This is a genomic window from Pseudomonas sp. MT3 (assembly GCF_054720805.1).
Genome location: NZ_JBTVPY010000006.1, coordinates 1 through 22,276 on the forward strand (window position 1 = coordinate 1; position 22,276 = coordinate 22,276).

The window sequence follows — 22,276 nt, forward strand, 5'->3', positions numbered from 1 at the left end:
TGTTCGCCCCGGCCAACCAGACTCATTTCAGCCTGAGCATCGAAGACGCCAGCAGCGATCTGCAGGTGCTCGAGTTCACCGGGCGAGAGACCCTGAACCAGCCCTTTCACTTCGAACTCGAACTGGTCAGCGACAACCCCGCGCTGGAGCTGGAACGCCTGCTGCACAAGGCCGCCTACCTGGCCATCGGGCAGGATGGAGCCGGCATTCATGGCCAGGTCTACCGGGTGTCCCAGGGCGAATCCGGCAAGCGCCTGACCCGCTACCAGGTCAGCCTGGTGCCGCACCTGGCCTACCTGGCCCATCGCTTCAACCAGCGGATCTTCCAGCAACTGAGCGTGCCGCAGATCATCGGCAAGGTACTGGAAGAGCATGGCATCCTCGCCGACGCCTATCGCTTCCAGCTCGGCCCGACCGTCTATCCCAAGCGTGACTATTGCACGCAGTACGACGAGTCCGACCTGCACTTCATTCAGCGCCTGTGCGAAGAGGAGGGCATTCACTACCACTTCGAGCACAGCGCCCAGCAGCACTTGCTGGTCTTCGGCGACGACCAGACCTGCTTCCCGAAACTGGCCCCACTGGCCTACCAGCAGGATTCCGGCCTGGTGGCCGACGTACCGGTGGTCCGCCGCTTCGGCCAGCGCCTGGAAACCCGCACCAGCCGCACGACCCGCCGCGACTACCATTTCGAGAAGCCTCGGCTCGACCTCGAAAGCGCCGCCCGCAGCGACGTCAAGCCGGACCTCGAAGACTACGACTACCCCGGCCGCTTCACCGACCGCGAGCGCGGCAAGCACCTCAGCCAGCGCGCGCTGGAGCGCCACCGCAGCGACTTCGTCCTCTGCGAAGGGCGCAGTGACCAGCCCAGCCTGCGCAGCGGGCATTTCCTCTCGTTGGCCGGGCACCCGCGCGCCGACTGGAACGACCTCTGGCTGCTCACCGAAATCCACCACGAAGGCAAGCAGCCCCAGGTGCTGGAAGAATCCATCAGCAGTGACACCGCCGAGCTCAAGGACGACTTCCATCAGGGCTATCGCAACCGTTTCGCCGCGACGCCCTGGAACGTGCCCTATCGCCCGCCGCTGGAGCATCCGAAGCCGCGCATCCTCGGCAGCCAGAGCGCCGTAGTGACCGGTCCCGCCGGGGAGGAAATTCATTGCGACCCGTACGGCCGGGTCAAGGTGCAGTTCTTCTGGGACCGCGAGGGCCAGGCCGACGACAAGACCAGTTGCTGGCTGCGTGTCGCCTCCAGTTGGGCCGGCAAGCAGTTCGGCGCCATCGCCATTCCGCGCGTGGGTATGGAGGTGCTGGTCAGTTTCCTCGAGGGTGATCCGGACCAGCCGCTGGTATCCGGCTGCCTCTACCATGCCGAGAATCAGGTGCCGTACGAGCTGCCGGCGAACAAGACCCGCAGCCTGTTCAAGACCAACAGCTACCCCGGCGGCGATGGTTTCAACGAACTGCGTATCGAGGACCGCAAGGGCCAGGAGCAGATCTTCATCCACGCCCAGCGCGACTGGGACGAGAACATCGAGCACGACCAGCGCATCCGCATCGGCCATGAACGCCACGACACGGTCGAGGCGAACACCTACAGCGAGTTCAGGGCCGAGGAGCACCGCACCACCCACGGCGACCGCAAGGTGGAGCTGCGCAGCGACGACCACCTCATCGTCGGTAACAACCAGCACCTCAAGATCGGCACCGGCCAGTTCGTCGAGGCCGGCCAGGAGATTCATCTGTCCGGCGGCCTGAAAGTGGTGATGGAAGCGGGCAGCGAACTGACGCTCAAGGCCGGCGGCAGCTTCGTCAAGCTGGATGCCGGCGGCATCACGCTCAGCGGCGCCACGGTGAAGATGAACAGTGGCGGCAGTCCCGGAAGCGGGACGCCGGCGGCGCCGTTGTTGCCGGAATTACCCACGCCGGCGGATACCGCTCCACCCGGCTCAGTGCTGAGAAACCCTGCCAGACCGCGGGAGAAGGCGGCTGACCAACGCAAGCTGATCGTCGACGTGTGGGGTGATCCCGAGATGGGCGGCCAGGTGAAACTGCTCGATCCGGAGGCGGACGCATGAGCGAGCTCAAGGATGAATCCATCAAGCAGGGCGTACGCAAGAAGACCGAGTACGAGGACAGCCGTCGTGCCCGACTCGCCCTGACCATCAAGCGCAAGGATGGCGGGGAGCTGAGCATTCCCATCGCCGCGGATATGCGCAGCCACCGCGAGGAAAAGGAGATCCAGCAGAACACCCTGCTGGCGATCATGCCGCTGGTGCGCCTGCCCGGCCATGACAAGCTGGGTGAGCGACCGCGCCCGGCGGTGCCACGGCGGGGCTGCATCTATGTATTCCAGGACAGCAAGCTCTGGCGCGAGGCCCTATGCGACGGCAAGGGCGGGCTCGCCGAGGTGGACATCGCCCACTGGCGCAAGCAGGCCGAGCAGAAGAAGCCGGCGGATGAGCGCCCGGCGGTGGGGGTGGAGCAGAGCATCCTGCTGACACCGATCCTGATCCAGGGACGTGCGGTGGGCGACAGGTACCAGATGGCCTACAGCGAAATGCCCTGGACCTGGGAGTTCATCACCTGGCTGGAGGAGGACCCGAACCGGGTCAACGCCGTCAGCCAGATGGTTTCCGTTGCCTGGGCCGCCGCCGTGGTCGGTGGTGAGCGCTGGTATCCCACTCAGGCCATGCCCTCCATCGTCATCGACAGTCACAGCGATGGGCTTCGTCCTCGTGATTACGGCATCGAGACGCTGCTGGCCGACCCGTCGAAGTTCAAGCCCAACCTGGCGTCCTACCCTGCTGGTGAGCTGATCAGCGAACACCAGCAGGTGCTGGTGGAACTGGCGGGCTATGAAAAGTCCAAGGCGCCTGAAGCTCTGCCTGAGCTGGTGGCTGGCAGCGATGTGCTGAGCGAAAAGAGTTTGCGCGGTTACCCGCAACTGGTCGGCCTGATGCTGGATGACCCTCTGTTCAACCTGCGCCATGCCGCTGCACAGATTCGCCTTGCCGAAGGGCAGCTGCTGGCACTCAATGCACTGGTCGGTCACAAGCCCAACGGCCGATATGCCCAGGTACTGCAGGGGACGGTTATGCAGCCGGGGAAGAACCCGCTGGCGGACTTGCAGGACTGCGTGAATCTCGAGCAGTTCAAGCTGGCCATCCTGGACAAGGAACGGCGTCGTGCCAGGGATCATTTCAGGCTCATGCAGCAACGCATCATCGACCTGTTCGGTTCGGCTTCCAGTCTCTCGCTGCCGCAGTGGCATCTGAGTCGTGACGAGCGCTTGCTCGAACCCTATGCGCTGTTGACCGAGGTGCTGGATTGCCTGAGCAAGAGTCCGGGCCAGATCGATTCGCTGTCCACTGAGGAGTCGGGCAAGGAGGCTCTGGCAGCGGCGGCAAGCCTCTGTACCCGCCTGCTGGAGGGTACGCATCCGTTCTCCAGCTACTTCCTTGGCGGCAAACCGGACACCGTCCCCGATGCTGTCCAGCGTCTGCAGACGCTGGCCGCGACACAACGCGCACCGCAGCCGGAACATCTGGGGCTGAGCAGCCTGCTGCAGGGTATCAGTATCGATCCCGCCGATACTGACCGGGTGTTGGCGTACAAGAACGTTCATGCGTTGATCGGTGACTTCATGGATACCTTCTCGGCGAGCGTTGTGACCTGCATCGGTCGACTCAAGCAGAGCGGAGTGCTGCGCCAGGTGGAGTTCAAGCGCCTCTTCGTCCCTTCGGTGGGTGTGCTGAACAAGCTTTCGCCTACCTGGAAAAATATTCGGATCATGACTGAGAGCGAGGCCGGAGCGCAGAACCTGCGCATCCTCGGCGTCAATGGCGGCGGCTTGAGCAATGGTTTGACTGCTGCTGAGCGCATGCAACTGCGGCAGGAGAACTTCCTTTACGGCACCATTACCGATCACGAGGGCAAGGTGGTTGCTTCAAGCAGCCCTCGCCATGCGCCTCGGCCAAGCTCGAATCTAGGGCGGACCATGTTCCTCGTGGCGCCCGCCAACGATCCACAGGTCCAGAAATTCAGCGCATGGAAGTCCACTGTAAATCGTAAGGTGGAGTCGGTCAGTGCTACAGGAGCGGTGCCGATCGTGGCTGTTGCCTGTGCGATGTACAACCTGCAGGCGCAGGTTGAAGGGATGGCAGGATTGCTCGCCGAGCCGGGAGATGGTTCATCCCGTTATTACATTGGCGCAGGTTCAGCGGTGGCGGACCTGGCAGTTGCTATGGGGAACCTGGCAATACCGCTGTTTGGTGATGTGGGGCTGGTCAAAATGCTCAACAAGCCCCGCTTCGACGTCGCACGAGTGTCAACGCGTTGGGCTATGAATCTCTCGCAGCAAACCGGCAGTCCCAAGCTTCCGATTCTGCGCGCTGCATCTGCCAGCGCTATGTTGCTTACGACATTGGTTACCGCGTGGGATGCCGGACGGGCCTGGCGGCAGGGTGACACTGATGCCGCGTTGGCATATGGCGTCGCTGCGGTCGGCGGCGCCGTATGGACGGCCTACGCGGCAGGACTGATTCTGAACCCGTATGCTCTTGTGGCCGGCGCAATATTGTTCATCGGAGGTAGTATCGTCGCGGGGTGGCTGACCGACAGCGATGCTGAAGTTCTAATCAAGCATGGTCCTTTCGGTTCCGAGCAAGGCGAGGTAGGTATTCTCGATAGTGTGCTGGGCAATGATGCGCGCTTCGCCCACCTGAGCAATCCGCAATACGCCTATGTCGAATTGATTGGCCTGCTGGGTAAACCAGTGATTACAGTGACTCGCTACGCGGATTGGCTACGCAACGCGCCCGCTCCGGATCGCATGCGGGTACAGGCCATCAACGTGTCACGCCGTGCTTCGGCTCCCGTAGGGGGATTGAGCTGCCAGAGAGCCAGTGTCGAAGCTTTCGTCGAAGAGGATTGGGTAGTTACGGTTTATTCTCCGCTGCTTGCGATGTTTAAGGCGCAGCACGAGTTCCGATTGTTCGCCACCGAGCAATTCGGTGTGTTGCCCTTCAGCGGAGCTTTCAACGTTGAGCGGGTCGAGACTAAGGTAGTGAATGAACCTAAGCTTGCGGCCTACCCTCTGAATAGCTCGACGGTTCTGTATGTCTTGCCCAAGCAGTTTCCGCAGGTCACTCTCACGCCCTTGCAGAGGCATAGTGGAAAGGTCACCCAGCGGCTGAAGGTTATTGGTCAGTTCCAACTAGGTAGCAAGGAGCTGCCTGATGAACGGCTCGTATTGCCACAGCCCAGTCCCAAGACTTGGACACCATACGCGCCTGCGTATAGCCGCCCACCAGAATTGAAGGTTCAGCCCGGCGATGCGCCTTACTGGCAAATAGAAATCACGGAGTTCAAAGCTTGAGTGCACAGGAATCCTGCACCCTTTATGGTCCGGCGGCATACCGCGCCAAGGGAATCCCACCGTTGGCGCGCGCCGTCGATGAGCCGGGAGGTATTGTCGATACCCCATTGAAGTGGGGACATTACGCGGCTCTGGACTCTCCCGTGGAGACGACGCTTCAACTGGAGGAAGGCAAACATCTGTTCTACGAAGTGCAGGAGAAGGAGGGGCGAAAGCAGCTGGCTCATTGCGACGCCGAACGGTGGCGGTTCGATAACACTGGATCGGCGAAGATTCCGCAGCTCGTTTTCCTTCTTCAACTGGCCTGCTCGTTCCTTCCGTGGATTCTCTGGAGCGCAAAGGTGTCATCGATTCTCGATGCGAAAGGTGTCGGAGGGGCGATGGTGGTGACGGTTCTGGGAGTCGCCGGTGCCTTCTCGGGGCTTTTCCTGATGAGCGAATGGCGTCGCTTGGCTGCTCTGGCTATGGCTTCAGCCGGCTTGGTCACGGCCGCATTCATTGCTTGGCAGGAACAGGCCCTTTGGGGCTTCTGGTCCGAACAGACAATCTGGTGGTGGGGTGTAGGTTTGGGGCTGATGGGCGTCGTAGGGGCGGACGCGCTGATGACCCTGTACGCCCTCTGCTACCGCCACGACGGCAGCGAATTCAACCGTCGTGACGGCATGCTGCGCATGGCCCGCAGTTGGTGGCGGAAACCCTTCGTGGCGCCCTTCTACGAATTCGACCCGACACTGCAACTGCAGATTCTGCCCCACGGTGGGCGGGACTACGTGCTGTGGCTGCGGCACCGCTACACCAGCAACAAGCTCTGTCTGGCGTTCAAGATCCACAGCCTGGGCCTGGACCGGGAAAACGCTCTGGCCGTCTGGGACACCCTGCAGCGCTACATGGACGTCGAACAGCCCTTGCCCGACCTGCCCATCCTGGAGCAGAGCCGCCACCTCGATCCGGTCACAGCTGCCCACGATGCGGCCATCCAGCGTCCGCCCCGCTACTGGCGCGACATCGATGCCAGGGCCTGGTCGCGGGGAGCGGGGCGGGAACTGCGTGCCAAGGTGGCGGCCTATCCCTGGCAGCAGGAGCCCTGTATCCGCGAGCCTCATGTCGACCCTCAGCTCAGCGTCGAAGCCTATTACCGCAGCCAGGAAGCCAGGGGCATCGTGTCCACGCCCAAAGGGGACGATTTCGACGATATCCACCGTGGCTGATCGCGCTCCTTGCCTCCCCTACGGCCCGGCCGCCTACCGGGCGGGTGTTCTACCGCCGCTGGCGTCCGCTGTCGAAGAGTCGGGCGGGATCGTCGATACGCCACTGAAGTGGGGGAGCTATGCGGGGCTGGATTCTCCTATCCAGATCAAGGAGCAGTTGGAGGAAGGCAAGCACCGGCTTTATGAGGTGCAGGAAAAGGAAGGGCGAAAGCAGCTCGCGCCTTGCGATGCTGAACGTTGGCGATTCGATAACACCGGTTCGGCAGCTATTCCTAAGCTGATATTCCTGTTGAAGCTGGCCTGTTCTTTCCTTCCGTGGGTTTTATGGAGTACCGAGATTTCGGGGATTCTCCGCAAGCACGGCTCAGAGCGGACATTCGTACCAATTGCCGTTGGAGTCGTTGGTTTCTTTTTAGGAATCTGGCTGATGAGCGTGCGTCGTCGCTACGCTGTATTGGCTTTGGCAATTGCAGGATGTATCACTGCCTCCTTTATCGCTTGGAGTCAGCAGGCTATATGGGGCTTCTGGGCTGAACAGAGCGTTTTCTGGCTGGCCGCCGGCTGTGGGCTTGTAGGTGTCGTCGGCACAGATGCCTTGATGACCCTGTACGCCTTCTGCTACCGCCACGACGGCAGCGAATTTAACCGCCGCGACGGCATGCTGCGCATGGCCCGCACCTGGTGGCGCAAGCCCTTCGTGGCGCCCTTCTACGAATTCGACCCCACGCTGCAACTGCAGATTCTGCCCCACGGTGGGCGGGACTACGTGCTGTGGCTGCGGCACCGCTACACCAGCAACAAGCTGTGCCTGGCGTTCAAGATTCATAGCCTGGGGCTGAACCGGGAAAACGCCCTGGCCGTCTGGGACACCCTGCAGCGCTACATGGACGTCGAGCAGCCGCTGCCGGACCTGCCGATCCTGGAGCAGAGCCGCCATCTGGACCCTGTGACCGCCGCCCACGACGCCGTCGTGCAGCGACCGCCCCGTTACTGGCGCGACATCGATGCCAAGGCCTGGTCGCGTGGAGCGGGGCGGGAACTGCGTGCCAAGGTGGCGGCTTATCCCTGGCAGCAGGAACCCTGTATCCGCGAGCCCCATGTCGATCCACGACTCAGCGTCGAAGCCTATTACCGAAGCCAGGAGGCCAAGGGCATCGTTTCCACGCCCAAAGGGGACGATTTCGACGATATCCACCGTGGCTGAGTGGTCTATGACGGCCGCCTGAGCGTCAATAGCCCGGTTGCTGATCCCCTGATGCTCTGCCACCAGCTTGAGCATCCTCAGCGATTCGAACGGCGCATCCACCACGAACCAGTTCGCCAGCCACGATGGCAGGTTGCCGCCGGGTTCGCCGCGCATCTGATAGGTGACTTCGGTGAGCTTCGAACTCCGGGGAGCATCCGCCAGGAGCCGGGCAGTACCGGCACGCGGATACGGCCTTGCACCGGCAGGATGTAGTCTGGCGCCGCCTGCAGGTGGCGACTCATGCCGCCGTCCGGGGTTTCTTCGGTGGTCACCTGTAGCACCGGGTCGAGGGGCCCGCGGGTCAGGGGAGCTTGGGGTCCAGGTAACCCAGATGGCTTCGTCGCTGTACTTGAGCAGGCGCATCCGCGCTCAGGCATAGAGCGGCTCCCCAGGGTGGCGACATCGGCCTTCACCAGGGTAACGCCACGGAAACTCTTGTAGCGCGAGCCGAGCTCCGTGCTGAGGAGACGTGGACGCCATGCGCTTCTTTCGCCTATTTCGATCTGCCCGACCATCGCCAGTTAAAAAGTCAGCGTGTAATCGCGCTGACCACGGCGCACACCGTCTGCCATAGGAGTTGTCCGCTGTGATCAACTGAATCCCCGCAAGCTCGATTGCCGGAGCCTTGGCAGTTACACCACCTCCTGGGACGCGATCCAACTGGATGGCATGATTCAGTGGCTGCATGAGGATTTGGGGCAAGGTTCGTACCGCCACCGTGGGCTGAAGCTGCCGAAACGCAATAACCCAGCAGATGCATGAGCGGACCAGCGAGCGCCATCCGGATAGCGTCGCTGGTCTGCGCTTATCGTTCTCGCCGTATACCTACGGCTGGAGAGGCGTCGCCGGTTGCCTCGGTGGCCTCAGAACGTACTGCTGAATTTCAGGCCCGCGACCCAGGCATCGTCGATCTCCTTTACGCCACCGGGGTAGCGGACGTACTGAAGGTTCGGGCGGATGGTCAACCAGTTGGTGGCATGGATACCGTAGAACAATTCGGCGTTGTACTCGTCATGCGGGAGCGGCAGGTAGCGAGGGTCGGAGTAGTCGGAGACGCCGTTGACCTGATTGGCGATGGCCTGGCGCTGGCGATAGTCGGAGCTGGCGTGGATTTGCGAGAAGCCCAGGCCCAGAGTGTCCTTGGGACGGGCATCGAAGGGGCCGGCGTAGGTCGCGCCGAACTGGATGAAGCGACTGATGGGATTGCTTTCCTCGTCATGCACCGTGAGGTTGGCGAACAGGCTGAGCCCGCGGGCGTTGCTACCACCGCGCGAAGTGATCTGCTGCTGCGCCACCAACCAGTAGGCCCGTTTGCTGCTGTGCTGGCGGAAGTCGCCGCCGCTCAGTGGCTGCGGGCGGCCATCGGTGCCTTCGAGCACGTCATCGGCATCGGCGCTGCTGTGGAAGGCACCGATCCGATACTCGCCAGGCAGCCCGGCGAAACTGGGCTTCCACAGCAGCTCCACGGGAATCAGCGTGCCTTTGGTACCGCTGCCGCTGAGTTTGAAGCCGTTGCCGGTTTCCAGGTTGGAGGGGTTTTGCTCGTAGGCGCCGATCTGTACGAACCATTGGGGAGCGAACCCATACTTGATCCGCAGGCCCCACTGGCTGACCGGCCAGTTGTACCAGACGCCGCCATCCCAGGCGCCAATCTGCGAGCCGCAGAACGCGAGGTTCTGGAAATCGCAGGGGAAGCTGTTGAAGTCTTCCGCCTCGCCCATGCGCCCGGCCTTGATATCCAGGCGGTCGTCGAAGAAGCGTCTGCTCATCCACATCTGCGTCAGCCGCCAGGTCTGGCCGCGCCCGTAGACTTCCTGCACCTGGCTGAAGCCGGCGGCGCGGGGGTCGTTGATGCGATCGCTGGAGAGGCTGTTGCCATTGCGCTCGGTGACGGTCAACTGAAAGTCCGTGGCGTTCCAGCCGAAGATCTTTTGCAGGTCGAGGTGCGTACCCAGGGTTACCTGATCGGTGTAGCGGGCGGTGCGGTCGTTATCGTAGCCGCCGCCGAGGTTGGCCGCCGCCTCGCCGGTGTAGCCGAAGGTGAAGTCGTAGCCCTGTTCGAGCAGCTTGCTGCGTGTTCCACCCCAGTCGCCGAGCATCCACGGCGAGTCGCTGGAAAAGGCTTCGGCGGCATGCAGGGGCAAGGCGCCGATCAGTAGGCCGAATGAGGTTAGCAAAGGTAGTACGGGTAGTTTTTTCATTATTGTTCCCTGGGTCTTATGGGCATGAGCCGTTTTTACAGACAGCCGGCTCCCTGGCCTGTCGTAGAGGCCGGACCTGGTCATTGTGTCGAGGGGGAGTCAGTGCGCCCGGTGGCTCCAGCCGAACCAGGCGACGATGGCGAAACATGCCAGCGGCAGGCTATAGGCGGCCGCGGTATTCATCTGGTCGGCGATGCTGCCCATCAGATAAGGCATCAGGGCTCCGCCGACGATGGCCATGATCATGAACGAACTGGCGCGCTTGGTATGTGGGCCGAGGTTCTTGAGCCCTATCGCGAAGATGGTCGGGAACATGATCGACATGAAGAAGAACAGGGCGATCAGGGCGATCACCGCCGCGCCGTCGACACCCGCTACGACCAGCCCGCAGAGCGCCATGCTGATCAAGGCGTATATCGTCAGGAGGCGTGCCGCCGCGATGTAGCCCATCAGCCAGGTGGTGAAGAAGCGCCCGAACATGAAGCTGAGCATGGCCATCGACAACAGGAAAGAGGCTTTCTGGCTGCCGATGCCGGCCCAGTGCTCGGTGACGTAGTTGATGAAGAACGCACCGACACCGACCTGGGCCGCGACATAGAAGAATTGCGTGGCCACCCCGGCGACGAAGTGCTTGTGCTGCCAGAGCGTACGGCTGCTGGAGGTCTGTGGGCCGTCTTCGTTGCCGCGGATATCCGGCAGCGAGGTACGCGCGATGGCCACGGCGATGAGCAGTACCAGGGCGGCGATCAGCAGGTAGGTCAGCTTGACCGAGCCTAGGTCTTGCGACGGCTGGGTTTCTGTCGTGGAGAAGAACAGCATGCCGCCGATCAGTGGGCCGAAGAATTGCCCCAGCCCATTGAACGACTGCGACAGATTGAGGCGGCGCTCGGCGCTATCGGCTTCGCCCAGGACGGTAACGTAGGGGTTGGCCGCCGTTTCCAGGCAGCCCAGGCCGCAGGCGATGACGAACAAGGCGAAGAGGAACAGTGGGAAGCTCGCCACGCTGGCGGCCGGCATGAACAGCAGGGCCCCCGCCGCGTAAAGGCACAGGCCAACGAGGATACCGGCCTTGTAGCCATGCTTGTCCATGAAGATCCCGACAGGCAGGGCGACGAGGAAGTAGGCACCGAAATAGGCGGCCTGGAGCAGGCCGGATTGCGCCTTGTTGACATGCAGCGCCTCCTGGAAGTGTTTGTTGAGCACATCCAGCAGGCCGTACGACAGTCCCCACATGAAGAAGAGGCTGGTGATCAGAATGAAGGCCCAACGATACGGGTTTGCAGTGCGGCTGGCCGATAGGCGGCCGGTAAGACTCGGGTCGTTGCTCATGATGCTGTCTCGCGTTGTTATTGTTTCGAGCATGATGCGTGGGGCTGGAGGCCAGGCCGTGGGTCAAGGTGGCGCCTGGGGCTGTTCGGCCAGACTGAAGATGCAGTCCATTGGCACCCACTTCTGCCCCGGGGCATTCCAGGGCGTGGATCTCTGGTAGCGCCACATGAGCGTCTCCCATTCCTGGATGCGTGGAGAATTGGCGCTGGCCTGGTCGAGAGCCTGGAAACTGAAGCGCTCGCTCACCTCCATGACCATGAACAGGCGGGTGCCCAACTGCCAGATCTGCATGTCCAGGACGCCATTGGCGCGCAGGTTGGCGGCCACCTCCGGCCAGATACACTGGTGCGCCTGCCGGTATTGCGCGATCAGCTGCGGATCGTCGGCCAGGTCCAGCGCCAGGCAATGCCGCTGGCTCATGTCAGTGCCCGGTCCAGGTGGGTGTAGCCGCCGTCCACCACCAGCCATTGCCCGGTGGTGTGCGAGGCGCGGGAGGACAGCAGGAACAGAACGCTGTCGGCGATTTCCTCGGCGGTGGTCATGCGCCTGCCCAGCGGGATCTTGCTGACGATGGAGTCGAGCTTGGCCTGCGGGTCGTCGAAGCTGTCGATCCAGCGGCGGTACAACGGCGTCATGACTTCCGCCGGGATCACGGCGTTGACCCGGATGCCATCCTCCAGCAGCGAGGTGGCCCATTCGCGGGTCAGGGCCAGTTGCGCACCCTTGGCGGCCGTGTAGCCACTGGTGCCACCCTGGCCGGTGAGCGCGGTCTTGGAGCTGATGTTGACGATGGCGCCGCGGCTGGCGCGCAGGGCCGGCAGGCAGAAGTGCGCCATCAGGTAGTAGTGGATGAGATTCTTCTCCAGGGAATGCATGAAGGCGCTACGTCCGGCCTCGAGGTCGACGCCATCGTTGATGCCGGCATTGTTGACCAGGCCATCGATGTGACCGAAGCGCTCCAGGGTCTGCTCGACCGCCGCGCGGCAGGAGTCTTCGTCACGCAGCTCGGTGCGGATGAACAGCGCCTGCGCTTGCAAGGCGTCCAGGCGCTGGGCGAACTCGGCCTTCGGCTCGCTGTGGCCGAGGATCACCGGAATTGCGCCCTCGGCGGCCAGGCCCAGAGAGATGGCCGCGCCGATGCCCGAAGCACCACCGGTGACTATCACCACCTTGTCGTTCAATTGCAGATTCATCGTGTTTCTCCGAATTCGTAGAGGCGGCAGGCGGTGCCTCCGCTAATGGCCGCGCGCTCGTCCGTGCTCAACTCGTCGAGCAGGCTGCGTTGCAGCTCGATGACCTGTGCGTAGTCGGCGGCCAGCAAACACACCGGCCAGTCCGAAGCCAGCAGCAGGCGGTGTGGGCCGAAAAGCTCCAGGGCGATCTCGAGATAGGGCCTGAGCTGTGCCGTTGACCAGCCCTGCCAGTCGGCCTCGGTGACCAGGCCGGAGAGCTTGCAGGCCACGTGCGGTAGCTCCGCCAGAGGGGCGATCCGGCGTCGCCACTGGTCCGGCGACTCATGGCCGAGGTCGGGTTTGCCCAGGTGGTCGAGCACCAGCCAATGGGCAGCGTGGCGGCGACAGAAGTCGGCAGCGGCGGCCAGGTCCCTGGCGTGGACCAGCAGTTCGTAGACATAGCCGTGTGCTTGCAGGAGCGCCACGCCGCGATTGGCGGCGGCGTCCTCCAACCAGGTGGATGGCGACGGCTCGTCTTGTACCTGGTGGCGAAAGCCACGCAGGAGCGGGTTTGTGCTCCAGCGCTGCAATTGACTGGCCAGGCCTGGCGAGCGCAGATCGGCCCAGCCGACCACCGCGCGTATCCAGGGGCTGTTGGCAGCGAGCGCCAGGAGTTCGTCGGTCTCCTCGCTGTCGGCGCGGGCCTGCACGGCGATGGAGCCGTCCAGGCCGTGTGCGGCGAGCAAGGGCGCCAGATGCCCGGGCAAATAGTCCTGGCGTAGTTGCGGCATGTGCGCGCCGACCCAGCGATAGCGGGCTGGGTCAAAGCGCCAGAAGTGCTGATGGGCGTCGATACGGGGCGTCATTGTTGTTCTGTTCCCGAACAGGGCCTGCGAGGCCCTGTTGCATCAAGAGCTCATTAGGTCGGTTGGATGGCGGGGCGCCGACGATACTGTTCCCGCGACGCACGCTTCATGGTGATCGAGAAGCCTGGCGCCTGCGGCGGCATGTACGCGGCAGCGCGGACGACGCAGGGATCTTCGAAGTGCTCGTGGAGGTGGTCCACGTACTCGATCACGCGGCCCTCGCGGGTGCCGGAGATGCACAGGTAGTCGATCATCGACAGGTGCTGGACGTACTCGCACAGGCCCACGCCGCCGGCGTGCGGGCATACCGGCAAGTCGTACTTGGCCGCCATCAGCAGCACCGCCAGGACTTCGTTGACCCCGCCCAGGCGGCAGGAGTCGATCTGCACCACGTCGATGGCGCCGCGCATGATGAACTGCTTGAAGAGGATGCGGTTCTGGCACATCTCGCCGGTGGCGACCTTCACCGGGGCGACGCCCTCGCGGATGACCCGGTGGCCTTCCACATCGTCGGGGCTGGTGGGTTCCTCGATGAACCAGGGTTTGGCGAAGGCCAGCTCGCGCACCCAGTCCACCGCCTGGCCGACTTCCCAGACCTGGTTGGCGTCGATCATCAGGTTGCGCTGCGGGCCGATGACTTCGCGGGCGATGCGTACCCGGCGGATATCGTCGTCGAGGTCGCGGCCGACCTTGAGCTTGATGTGCGAGAAGCCAGCGTCCACCGCCTCCTGGCACAGGCGGCGGAGCTTCTCGTCCGAGTAACCGAGCCAGCCGGCGGAGGTGGTGTAGCAGGGGTAGCCTTCGTCCTGCAGGACCTGGATGCGCTCGTCCTTGCCGTGGGCGCGCTCGCGCAGCAGTTCGAGGGCTTCCTCGGCGGTGATGCAGTCGGTGAGGTAGCGGAAGTCGACGCAGCGCACCAGTTCCTCTGGGCTCATGTCCGCTACCAGGCGCCACAACGGCTTGCCCTCGGCCTTGGCCCAGAGGTCCCAGGCAGCGTTGACCACGGCACCGGTGGCCAGGTGGATGGCGCCCTTGTCCGGGCCGATCCAGCGTAACTGGCTGTCGCTGGTGACATGGCGCCAGAAGCGTCCCATATCGGCGGCGATCCATTCCAGCTCCAGGCCGACCAGCAATGGTTCCAGGGCGGCGATGGCGGTGCAGCAGATTTCGTTGCCGCGGCCGATGGTGAAGGTCAGGCCGTGGCCTTCCAGGCCGGGGGTGTCAGTTTCCAGGATGACATAGGCGGCGGAGTAGTCCGGGTCCGGATTCATCGCGTCGGAGCCGTCCAGGGCGAGCGAAGTGGGGAAGCGGATGTCCTCGACGCGAACGCGGGTAATGCGGGTCATGTAGGTGCTCTCTCTTTGAACCTGTCTAGGCTCTGCTGTGCGCTGGCGGAACTGCATTGGAAACAGGCTCGGAAAGCCGCTTTTGGCTAACGCACTTCAGTGCGGCCCCCGTGGGGGCTCGCGAAGCGAGTACGTGCCATTTACAACTCGTAGACTCCGTGTCCTCGCCTTGTTCCGCTCTAGCTCGCGAGACCGTAAACAGGTTCTTGTTCTGGTACGGCCGGCAGCGTGCCGACCGCGGGGTCAGTCGGCTTGTACCGTGCGCTGGTTCTGTTCGCCCAGGCCATCGATACCCAGGCGCATGTGCTGGCCAGGGCGCAGATAGACTGGAGGCTTCAGGCCCAGACCAACGCCCGGTGGGGTCCCGGTGGAGATCACGTCGCCCGGTTGCAGGCTCATGAAGCGACTGAGGTAGGCGATGATCTGCGGTACCCGGAAGATCATGGTGCGGGTATTGCCGTTCTGGTAGCGCTTGCCGTCGACTTCCAGCCAGATGTCCAGCTGGTGCGGGTCGGTGATCTCGTCGGCGGTCACCAGCCACGGACCGAGCGGGCCGAAGGTATCGCAGCCCTTGCCCTTGTCCCAGGTGCCGCCGCGTTCCAACTGGTACTCACGCTCGGAGATATCGTTGATCACGCAATAACCGGCCACATGCTCCAGCGCCCGGCTTTCGTCGATGTAGCGGCCGCCACGGCCGATCACCACGCCCAGTTCCACTTCCCAGTCGGTCTTGGTCGACTGGCGGGGGATTTCCACGTCATCGTCGGGGCCGCAGATGGCACTGGTCCACTTGTTGAATATCACCGGCTCGGCGGGCACTTCCATGCCCGATTCGGCGGCATGGTCGGCATAGTTCAGGCCGATGCAGATGAACTTGCCGACCTGGCCGACGCAGGCGCCGAGGCGCGGCGTCCCATCCACCAGCGGCAGGCTTCGCGGATCGAGCTGGCGCAGGCCGTCGAGACCCTCGGGGGTCAGCACGTTACCGGCGATATCACCGATGTGCTGGGAAAGGTCGCGGAGCCGGCCGTCCGCGTCGAGCAGTCCGGGGCGTTCGGCGCCCTTGGCGCCATATCGTAGAAGTTTCATCGGGTCACTCCACAGATTGGGTCAGTTGCTCCAGCCGCCATCGATGACCTGCACGGTCCCGGTGGTGAAGGCCGAGGCGTCGGCGGCGAGGTACAGCGCCAACTGGGCGATTTCCTCGGGCGTGCCGATGCGCCCCAAGGGCTGGCGGCCGACGAAGCTGGCGTAGACATCACTCTCGCTACGCGACTCCGCGAGGGCTTGCGCAGCGATGCGCTGGCGCAGGGAGGGCGACTCGACGGTGCCGGGGCAGATGGCGTTGCAGCGAATGCCTTGGCCGATGTAGTCCGCGGCAATGGCCTTGCTCATGCCGATCACCGCGGCCTTGCTCGCACAGTAGGCGAAGCGATTGGGCACGCCTTTCACGCTGGATGCCACCGAGGCCATGTTGATGATCGAGCCGGCGCCCTTGGCCAGCATGCCGGGGAGGAAAGCACGGATCATGCGGTACATGGCGTTGACGTTGAGTTCGAAAGAGAAATTCCAGTCTTTCTCGTCGCACTCGAGAATCGTGCCGCTGTGCACATAGCCGGCGCAGTTGAACAGCACATCGATCTGGCCCACGCGCTGAGCGAGCGCAACGATGGCCTGGGGATCGGTGACATCGAGGATTTCCTGCTGGGCGCCGGCCAGGCTGGCGAGAGCGTCGCCGTTGACATCGGTCGCGATCACTTCGGCACCGGCGGCAAGGAAGGTTTCGGCGCTGGCGCGGCCGATGCCCTGAGCTGCGGCGGTAAGGAGAACCCTTTTACCGGCAAGGTCCATACTGACTCCTGATATTTATTATTAATGGATCAAAGGTCAGGCCATTTGAGGTGCGGCAAGCCCCGGATTCTGGCTTCATCTTTGCTATGATGACTCGGACTCCAGGGTTCAATGGCCTGACCATTGAGCCAATAGTTAGCACGTGAAAAATATTCCTACAAGTTCAGGCATAGAAATTTTTCGCCGATGAGTCGTCACACACTTGCCTGTCGAGTCTCTAGATGCCATTACAAGTTGTTGATAACAAAAGACTTTACCGTCAGATAGCCGACCAGCTCAGAGCCTTGATCGAAAGTGGCGAGTTTCCACCCGGCAGCCGCTTGCCTGCCGAGCGTGATTTGGCCAAGCAGCTTGGCGTCAGTCGCGCTTCGGTGCGCGAGGCGCTGATCGCCCTGGAGGTCATTGGCCTGGTGGATGTGCGCGTCGGCAACGGGGTGATCGTCTGTGAACCGCCGATGGAACTGGTCGATGCTCCCGTGATGGAGTTGGCTTCACGTGATCAGTGGCGCGAGATCGACCCGGAACTGGGTATAGAGGTCGACTTCAACGCGGAAATCCCCCCGTTCTCACTGTTGCAGGCGCGCCGCCTGGTCGAGCCCGAATGCGCGGCATTGGCGGCGGAGCTGGCGAGCGACGAGGAGCTTCGGGGGATTCGCGAGGCGTTCGAACGCAACGTCGAGGATAACCTCGGGCGTTCCCAGACCCACCCAGGGGACCGGCTCTTCCACATCCGTATCGCCCAGGCGAGCGGCAATCCAGCGTATGGCCTGTTGATCCAGCATTTGCTCGGGCACCGTTACGGCTCGATGTTCCAGCGCCTGCAAGCTCACTACACGCCAGAGGACATGCCGCACCGCTCGGAAAACGAGCACCGCAGGATACTCGATGCCATCGAGCGCCGAGACCCGGAAGCAGCGCGTATCTCGATGCAAGCCCACCTGGATACAGTGATTCGTATCTTCATGCGCGGACAGGTGGGGCGATAAGGTGGAGAGTGCCGTTTCTCCAGCACGGGAAACGGCATTTTCCTTGAACGAAAGTGCTGGCCCGGTGCTTCGTCGTGGCTATTACGACTCGATCTCCAGGGCGTGAAAAATGCTGCGCCGCTTGGCCTCGCTCTCTTCGTCCCCGTCCTCGGGCCCTGAGTTCTCGACAATGCCGCAGCCGGCGAACAGGTGGCGATGCCGCTCGTGCAGAATGGGCGAGCGCAAGGCCACCAGGAAGTCGCCATTGCCCTCGGCGTCGGGGAGCGGCGGCCGAAACCTTCGTGCTGGCGAATGAGGTCCAGGGCCTGGGAAGAGGGACCTCTCACCTTACCCACACCTTCACCCACACTTTGGCGATGGATTCTGCCAGTCTTCGTCGGATGTCTCGAGACAATGCTAGGCCTCAAGCCCTTGATTTTATAGAGCCTTATGGCTGCCAGTGGATTTCCGTAGGCATTAAAAAAGCCGGCTTGTGGCCGGCTTTCAGGGGGTGGTCCAACCTTACTTCTGGTACGGCGGACCGCCTTGATTCTGTGGCAGCGCAGCGAGCTGCGTGCGGGGCGCAGATGGTAGCAAAGTCGGGACGAAAAGCCTAATCCCGGTCATGAAAAAGCCCCGCCTGGGCGGGGCTCTTCACGGCGCGGTCACCCGCGCCACCATCACTTGGCCTGGAAGGCAGCGACGGCCTTGTTGATGTAGTCGTGGGCCTGGGCGGTGTCGCCCCAGCCTTCGACCTTCACCCACTTGCCCTTCTCGAGATCCTTGTAGTTCTCGAAGAAGTGCTTGATCTGTTCCAGCAGCAGGGCCGGCAGGTCGGTGTATTCCTTCACGTCCTTGTACAGGACGCTCAGCTTGTCGTGCGGTACGGCGATCAGCTTGGCGTCGCCGCCGGCTTCGTCGCTCATGTTCAGCACGCCAACCGGACGGGCGCGGATCACGGAGCCCGGAGCGACCGGGTAGGGGGTCACGACCAGCACGTCCAGAGGGTCGCCGTCGTCGGCCAGGGTGTTCGGGATGAAGCCGTAGTTGGCCGGGTAGAACATCGGGGTGGCCATGAACCGGTCGACGAACAGGCAGTCGGTGTCCTTGTCGATTTCGTACTTGATCGGCGCGTGGTTGGCCGGGATCTCGATGGCGACGTAAATGTCGTTCGGCAGGTCTTTGCCAGCCGGGATGCTGCTGTAGCTCATGGACGACTCCAGGGGGTTGTCGGGCCGAAAAAGTGCGGCGGATTATAGTGAGATTGCCGTGGCCAAGCCACAGACATCGCTTACTGCGCCTGAGTTTCCTGATATTCGGGGTGCTCGCGCTGAAGCTGCTTGAGGCGCGAGAGCGGATCTTGCCGGTAGAACAGTGCGAGCTGCTCGTAGACCTTCGGATAGGCCTCGTGCAGCAGGTCGGGTGCGGTGAAGAAGTATTCGCTGGTGACAGCGAAAAACTCCGCCGGATTCTCTGCCGCGTAGGGGTCGATGGCGGTGCGAGCCCGCGGATCGCGGTCGAGCTGGCGGTTCATGTCGTCGTAGGCGCTCTGCATCGCGGTGGCCCAGTCGGCGACGCGCATGTCGCGGTGCAGCGGCGGCAGGCCGTTGGCGTCGCCGTTGAGCATGTCCAGCTTGTGCGCCAGTTCGTGGATCACCAGGTTGTAGGCGTCCCAACCGCCGCCGCTTTCCACGCCGGGCCAGGCGAGGATCACCGGGCCCTGCAGCGAGGTTTCGCCAGCGCGCTCGTCGTCGAACTCGTGGACGACGCCGGCCGGGTCCCGGTGCTTCTGCGGGCTGACGAAGTCGTCGGGGTACAGCACCAGTTCGTGGAAGCCCTGGTACCAGTTCAGCTCCGGCAGGTGCAGCAGCGGCAGTTGCGCCTGGGTGGCGAGCAGCAGGCGGCGGAGGTCGTCGAGCTCGACACCGGGCAGGGCGGAGAGGTGCTTGTCGCGCAGGAACAGCAGCGCCCGCTCGCCGAGCAGGCGCAGTTCGTCATCGTTCAGGCCATCGAGGATCGGCAGGCGCCGGCGTACCTGTGCCCACAACTGCGCGTCGAGCGGGTGGCGGGCGAGGAAGCGTCGGCGGCGCCAGTCGCTGAAGGACCACATGGCCGGCTCAGTGCTCGCTGGTCTGGGCCTTGGCCGACGGGCGCATCTTGTGGCGGATGAAGCCGATGATCATGGGCAGCAGGGAGAAGGCGATGATGCCGATGATCATCAGCGAGAGGTTCTGCTTGATGAACGGCACGTTGCCGAAGAAGTAGCCCAGGGTCACCAGGCCGCCGACCCAGGCCACGCTGCCGGCCACACTGAAGAACAGGAAGCGCAGGTAGGGCATGTAGGCCATGCCGGCGACGAACGGTGCGAAGGTCCGCACGATGGGCAGGAAGCGCGCCAGGGTCACGGTCTTGCCGCCGTGACGTTCGTAGAAGGCGTGGGTCTGGTCGAGGTAGTCGCGGCGGAAGATTTTCGAGTCCGGCTTGCTGAACAGGCGTTTGCCCAGGGTTCGGCCGATCACGTAGTTGGTGCTGTCGCCGGTGATGGCGGCGACCAGCAGCAGGCCGCCGAGCAGCCAGGGGTCCATGCCGCCGGTGGCGCAGATGGCGCCGGCGATGAACAGCAGCGAGTCGCCGGGGAGGAAGGGCGTTACGACCAGGCCGGTCTCGCAGAAGATCACCAGGAACAGGATGGCGTAGATCCAGACACCGTAGTTGCTCACTAGCAGGGACAGGTAGGTGTCGAGATGGAGAATCAGGTCGATCGGGTTGAAATCCATGAGAAGCCTGTGTTGACAGCGGGGTGAGCGGCCGGGGTGCGCATTATAGGGGCGGTTGCGTGCCGGAAACGCGCTTCATCGCGTCCTGCGACGAACGTCAGCTCAGGATATTACAGGTCGAAGGTGAAAATTCGGTTGGAACGATGGCTGAAATGCCGTGTGACAAATGCGCAGGAGCCCTCCGTTCGGGCGCTGGCCAAGCCTCGGGGCGGGGCTTCAGGCCGTGGTCGAAGTACGGCGCGCCGGGTGGCGAGTCGATGGCCGGCCTTCACTCGCGTGCGACCGGCCCACTGATACTGGCGGGCCCCGGGATAGCCGTCAGACCAGGTCGTCGCTGATCGGCAGGATGTAGTTCTTGAACTCGCTGTCTTCGCGGAAACCGATGGACTCGTAGACCTTTTGCGCCACTTCGTTGTTGACGCTGGTGGAGACGCGCATGCGCACGGCCTGGGTCTCGCGGGCCATCTGCCGCGCGGTTTGCAGCAGGTGGTCGGCCACCAGTTGGCGGCGCGCTTCCTCGGCGACGTAGATGTCGTTGAGGATCCACACGCGCTTGAGGGACAGGGAGGAGAAGCTCGGATAGAGCTGGCAGAAGCCCAGCAGCTTGTCGTCGCTGTCGTCGGCCAGGGCCAGGTAGATCACCGATTCCTTGCGGCGCAGGCGCTTTTCCAGGAATTTCCGCGAGGACTCGGGGTAGGGGAGCATGCCGTAGAACTCGCGGTATTTGACGAACAGCGGGGCGAGCAGATCGAGGTGGTCGAGCGTGGCTTGCACGATACGCATGGGCGGGCCTCGGTGTGGTGTGGATAGGCTGACAGGGCAATGCAGGGGTTATGCCAGCGGATAAGCAATGTATCCGATGCTGCACCAGAAATTGTTGAAAGCGCAATCCAAGCAAGCGTTTGATCTGGAATGTGTGGCAGACGGGTCTGCGCAGTCTGCAGGAGCAAGCTTGCTTGCGTAGTTTTGCGGGGGGGTGACAGGAAGGCTGATTTGTCAGGGGGAGACCGACTGTAGGAGCGAGCTTGCTCGCGAATCGTATTTTCCGACAGCTCCGGTACCTGGACGGTTCGCGAGCAAGCTCGCTCCTACAAAAAGAGAGCATCACGCCGCGGGTGGCGCCTCAGGTCAGCAGGAAATTCGCCCCAGGCCCTGTGCCTTCCAGTGCCGGCAGTTCCGCCTCGTCCTTCAGGTTCACCCCCGACAGTTGCCGACGGCACGCCTCGCGCATCAGGTACAGCAGCCGGTGCGTGGCCAGGCCGTAGCTCAGGCCTTCCAGGCGCACGTTGGAGATGCAGTTGCGATAGGCGTCGTTCAGACCGACCTTCGGCGCCCAGGTGAAGTACAGGCCCAGGCTGTCCGGAGACGACAGGCCGGGGCGCTCGCCGATCAGGATCACCACCATCTTCGCCCGCAGCAGCTCGGCGACTTCGTCGGCCACGGCGACGCGGCCCTGCTGCACCAGTGCCACCGGCGAGAGGCTCCAGCCTTCGTTGCGCGCCTGTTCTTCCAGGCGTTCGAGGAAGGGCAGGCTGTGACGTTGCACCGCCAGCGAGGACAGGCCGTCGGCGATCACCACCGCTAGGTCGTAACCCTGAGGATGGCGGTCGGCATGGCGGCGCAGAATGTCCGCCGATTCCTCATTCAGCCGGCGACCCAGGTCGGGCCGTTGCAAATAGGTATTGCGATCGGCGGCGGCGCTGTGCAGGAGCAGGGTGTCGCGGCCGCGCTCGGCGAGTTGGGCCGCCAGCCCGTCGCGGTCGAAGGGCAGGTGCACGGCGTCGCGCGCCTGGGCGTGGGCGAACTGGAAGTCCAGCTGCGCGCCGGTCGGCAGGCTGGTGCCGGCGCGGCCCAGGGCGATTCGCGCTGAGGTCAGGCGGCGCAGTTCCTGCCAGGGGTTGGGGGTGAAGCTGTCGCTCATCGAAAACTCCTCAA

General features: G+C 63.2%; 18 protein-coding genes and 1 pseudogene. 5 read left to right on the forward strand and 14 right to left on the reverse strand.

Annotated elements, in window-relative coordinates; translation table 11 throughout:
• The 4 genes from ACYCAX_RS07685 to ACYCAX_RS07700 all read left to right on the forward strand — a co-directional run.
• The coding region (locus tag ACYCAX_RS07685; protein ID WP_460247737.1) for a type VI secretion system Vgr family protein at nt 1–2,078 on the forward strand (2,078 nt) is incomplete at its 5' end.
• A complete protein-coding gene (locus tag ACYCAX_RS07690) occupies nt 2,075–5,380 on the forward strand; it encodes a hypothetical protein (RefSeq protein ID WP_460247738.1) in 3,306 nt (1,101 codons plus the stop codon). The genes ACYCAX_RS07685 and ACYCAX_RS07690, both read left to right, overlap by 4 nt.
• A gap of 575 nt (nt 5,381–5,955) precedes the next feature.
• Nucleotides 5,956–6,588 carry a hypothetical protein gene (locus tag ACYCAX_RS07695; RefSeq protein WP_294978773.1) on the forward strand — a complete coding sequence of 211 codons (633 nt, stop codon included), beginning with the start codon at nt 5,956–5,958 and terminating at the stop codon, nt 6,586–6,588.
• The gene (locus ACYCAX_RS07700; RefSeq protein ID WP_367276023.1) at nt 6,581–7,792 is read left to right on the forward strand and encodes a hypothetical protein; all 1,212 of its coding nucleotides are present in this window, start codon (nt 6,581–6,583) and stop codon (nt 7,790–7,792) included. The genes ACYCAX_RS07695 and ACYCAX_RS07700 overlap by 8 nt, the downstream gene beginning before the upstream one ends.
• Nucleotides 7,793–8,697: 905 nt before the next feature.
• On the opposite strand, the gene ACYCAX_RS07705 is transcribed toward ACYCAX_RS07700, so the two are convergent.
• From ACYCAX_RS07705 to ACYCAX_RS07740, 8 genes are all read right to left on the reverse strand, one after another.
• Nucleotides 8,698–10,035, reverse strand: a complete 1,338-nt coding sequence (locus ACYCAX_RS07705) for a carbohydrate porin (protein ID WP_294978750.1) — start codon at nt 10,033–10,035, stop codon at nt 8,698–8,700.
• A gap of 99 nt (nt 10,036–10,134) precedes the next feature.
• Entirely contained in the window at nt 10,135–11,364 is a 1,230-nt protein-coding gene (gene fucP / locus ACYCAX_RS07710) for an L-fucose:H+ symporter permease (protein ID WP_015475550.1), read from the reverse strand.
• A gap of 63 nt (nt 11,365–11,427) precedes the next feature.
• Nucleotides 11,428–11,784 (reverse strand): L-rhamnose mutarotase, encoded by a 357-nt coding sequence (locus tag ACYCAX_RS07715; protein ID WP_460247739.1) that lies wholly within the window; start codon nt 11,782–11,784, stop codon nt 11,428–11,430.
• Nucleotides 11,781–12,557, reverse strand: a complete 777-nt coding sequence (locus ACYCAX_RS07720; protein WP_460247740.1) for an L-fucose dehydrogenase — start codon at nt 12,555–12,557, stop codon at nt 11,781–11,783. The genes ACYCAX_RS07715 and ACYCAX_RS07720 overlap by 4 nt, the downstream gene beginning before the upstream one ends.
• A complete protein-coding gene (locus ACYCAX_RS07725) occupies nt 12,554–13,402 on the reverse strand; it encodes an amidohydrolase family protein (RefSeq protein ID WP_294978759.1) in 849 nt (282 codons plus the stop codon). Before ACYCAX_RS07725 ends, ACYCAX_RS07720 begins: the two co-directional genes overlap by 4 nt.
• Nucleotides 13,403–13,455: 53 nt before the next feature.
• Nucleotides 13,456–14,748: an L-fuconate dehydratase gene (locus tag ACYCAX_RS07730; protein ID WP_015475554.1), complete on the reverse strand. Its 1,293-nt coding sequence runs from the start codon at nt 14,746–14,748 to the stop codon at nt 13,456–13,458.
• Between the two features lie 243 nt (nt 14,749–14,991).
• Nucleotides 14,992–15,837, reverse strand: coding sequence for a fumarylacetoacetate hydrolase family protein (locus tag ACYCAX_RS07735; protein ID WP_294978762.1), 846 nt, complete (start codon nt 15,835–15,837; stop codon nt 14,992–14,994).
• A 21-nt stretch (nt 15,838–15,858) separates the two neighbouring features.
• Nucleotides 15,859–16,599 (reverse strand): SDR family oxidoreductase, encoded by a 741-nt coding sequence (locus tag ACYCAX_RS07740; protein ID WP_460247741.1) that lies wholly within the window; start codon nt 16,597–16,599, stop codon nt 15,859–15,861.
• A 221-nt stretch (nt 16,600–16,820) separates the two neighbouring features.
• On the opposite strand from ACYCAX_RS07740, the gene ACYCAX_RS07745 reads away from it, so the two are divergent.
• Entirely contained in the window at nt 16,821–17,585 is a 765-nt protein-coding gene (locus ACYCAX_RS07745; RefSeq protein ID WP_015475557.1) for a FadR/GntR family transcriptional regulator, read from the forward strand.
• 81 nt (nt 17,586–17,666) lie between these two features.
• On the opposite strand, the pseudogene ACYCAX_RS07750 reads toward ACYCAX_RS07745, so the two are convergent.
• The 6 genes and pseudogenes from ACYCAX_RS07750 to eutC form a co-directional block, all read right to left on the reverse strand.
• Nucleotides 17,667–17,831 (reverse strand): annotated as a pseudogene (locus ACYCAX_RS07750) (isochorismate synthase); the annotation flags it as partial.
• Between the two features lie 413 nt (nt 17,832–18,244).
• The gene (gene ppa / locus ACYCAX_RS07755) at nt 18,245–18,775 is read right to left on the reverse strand and encodes an inorganic diphosphatase (protein ID WP_015475559.1); all 531 of its coding nucleotides are present in this window, start codon (nt 18,773–18,775) and stop codon (nt 18,245–18,247) included.
• Between the two features lie 80 nt (nt 18,776–18,855).
• Complete coding sequence (locus tag ACYCAX_RS07760) at nt 18,856–19,674, reverse strand: M90 family metallopeptidase (RefSeq protein ID WP_294978770.1); 819 nt, start codon at nt 19,672–19,674, stop codon at nt 18,856–18,858.
• Between the two features lie 7 nt (nt 19,675–19,681).
• On the reverse strand, nt 19,682–20,341 hold the full coding sequence (locus ACYCAX_RS07765; RefSeq protein WP_015475561.1) for a DedA family protein: 660 nt from the start codon (nt 20,339–20,341) through the stop codon (nt 19,682–19,684).
• Between the two features lie 318 nt (nt 20,342–20,659).
• Nucleotides 20,660–21,124, reverse strand: coding sequence for a GNAT family N-acetyltransferase (locus tag ACYCAX_RS07770; RefSeq protein ID WP_294980096.1), 465 nt, complete (start codon nt 21,122–21,124; stop codon nt 20,660–20,662).
• Between the two features lie 340 nt (nt 21,125–21,464).
• Nucleotides 21,465–22,262 (reverse strand): ethanolamine ammonia-lyase subunit EutC, encoded by a 798-nt coding sequence (gene eutC, locus ACYCAX_RS07775; protein WP_294980094.1) that lies wholly within the window; start codon nt 22,260–22,262, stop codon nt 21,465–21,467.
• Nucleotides 22,263–22,276 lie beyond the last annotated feature (14 nt).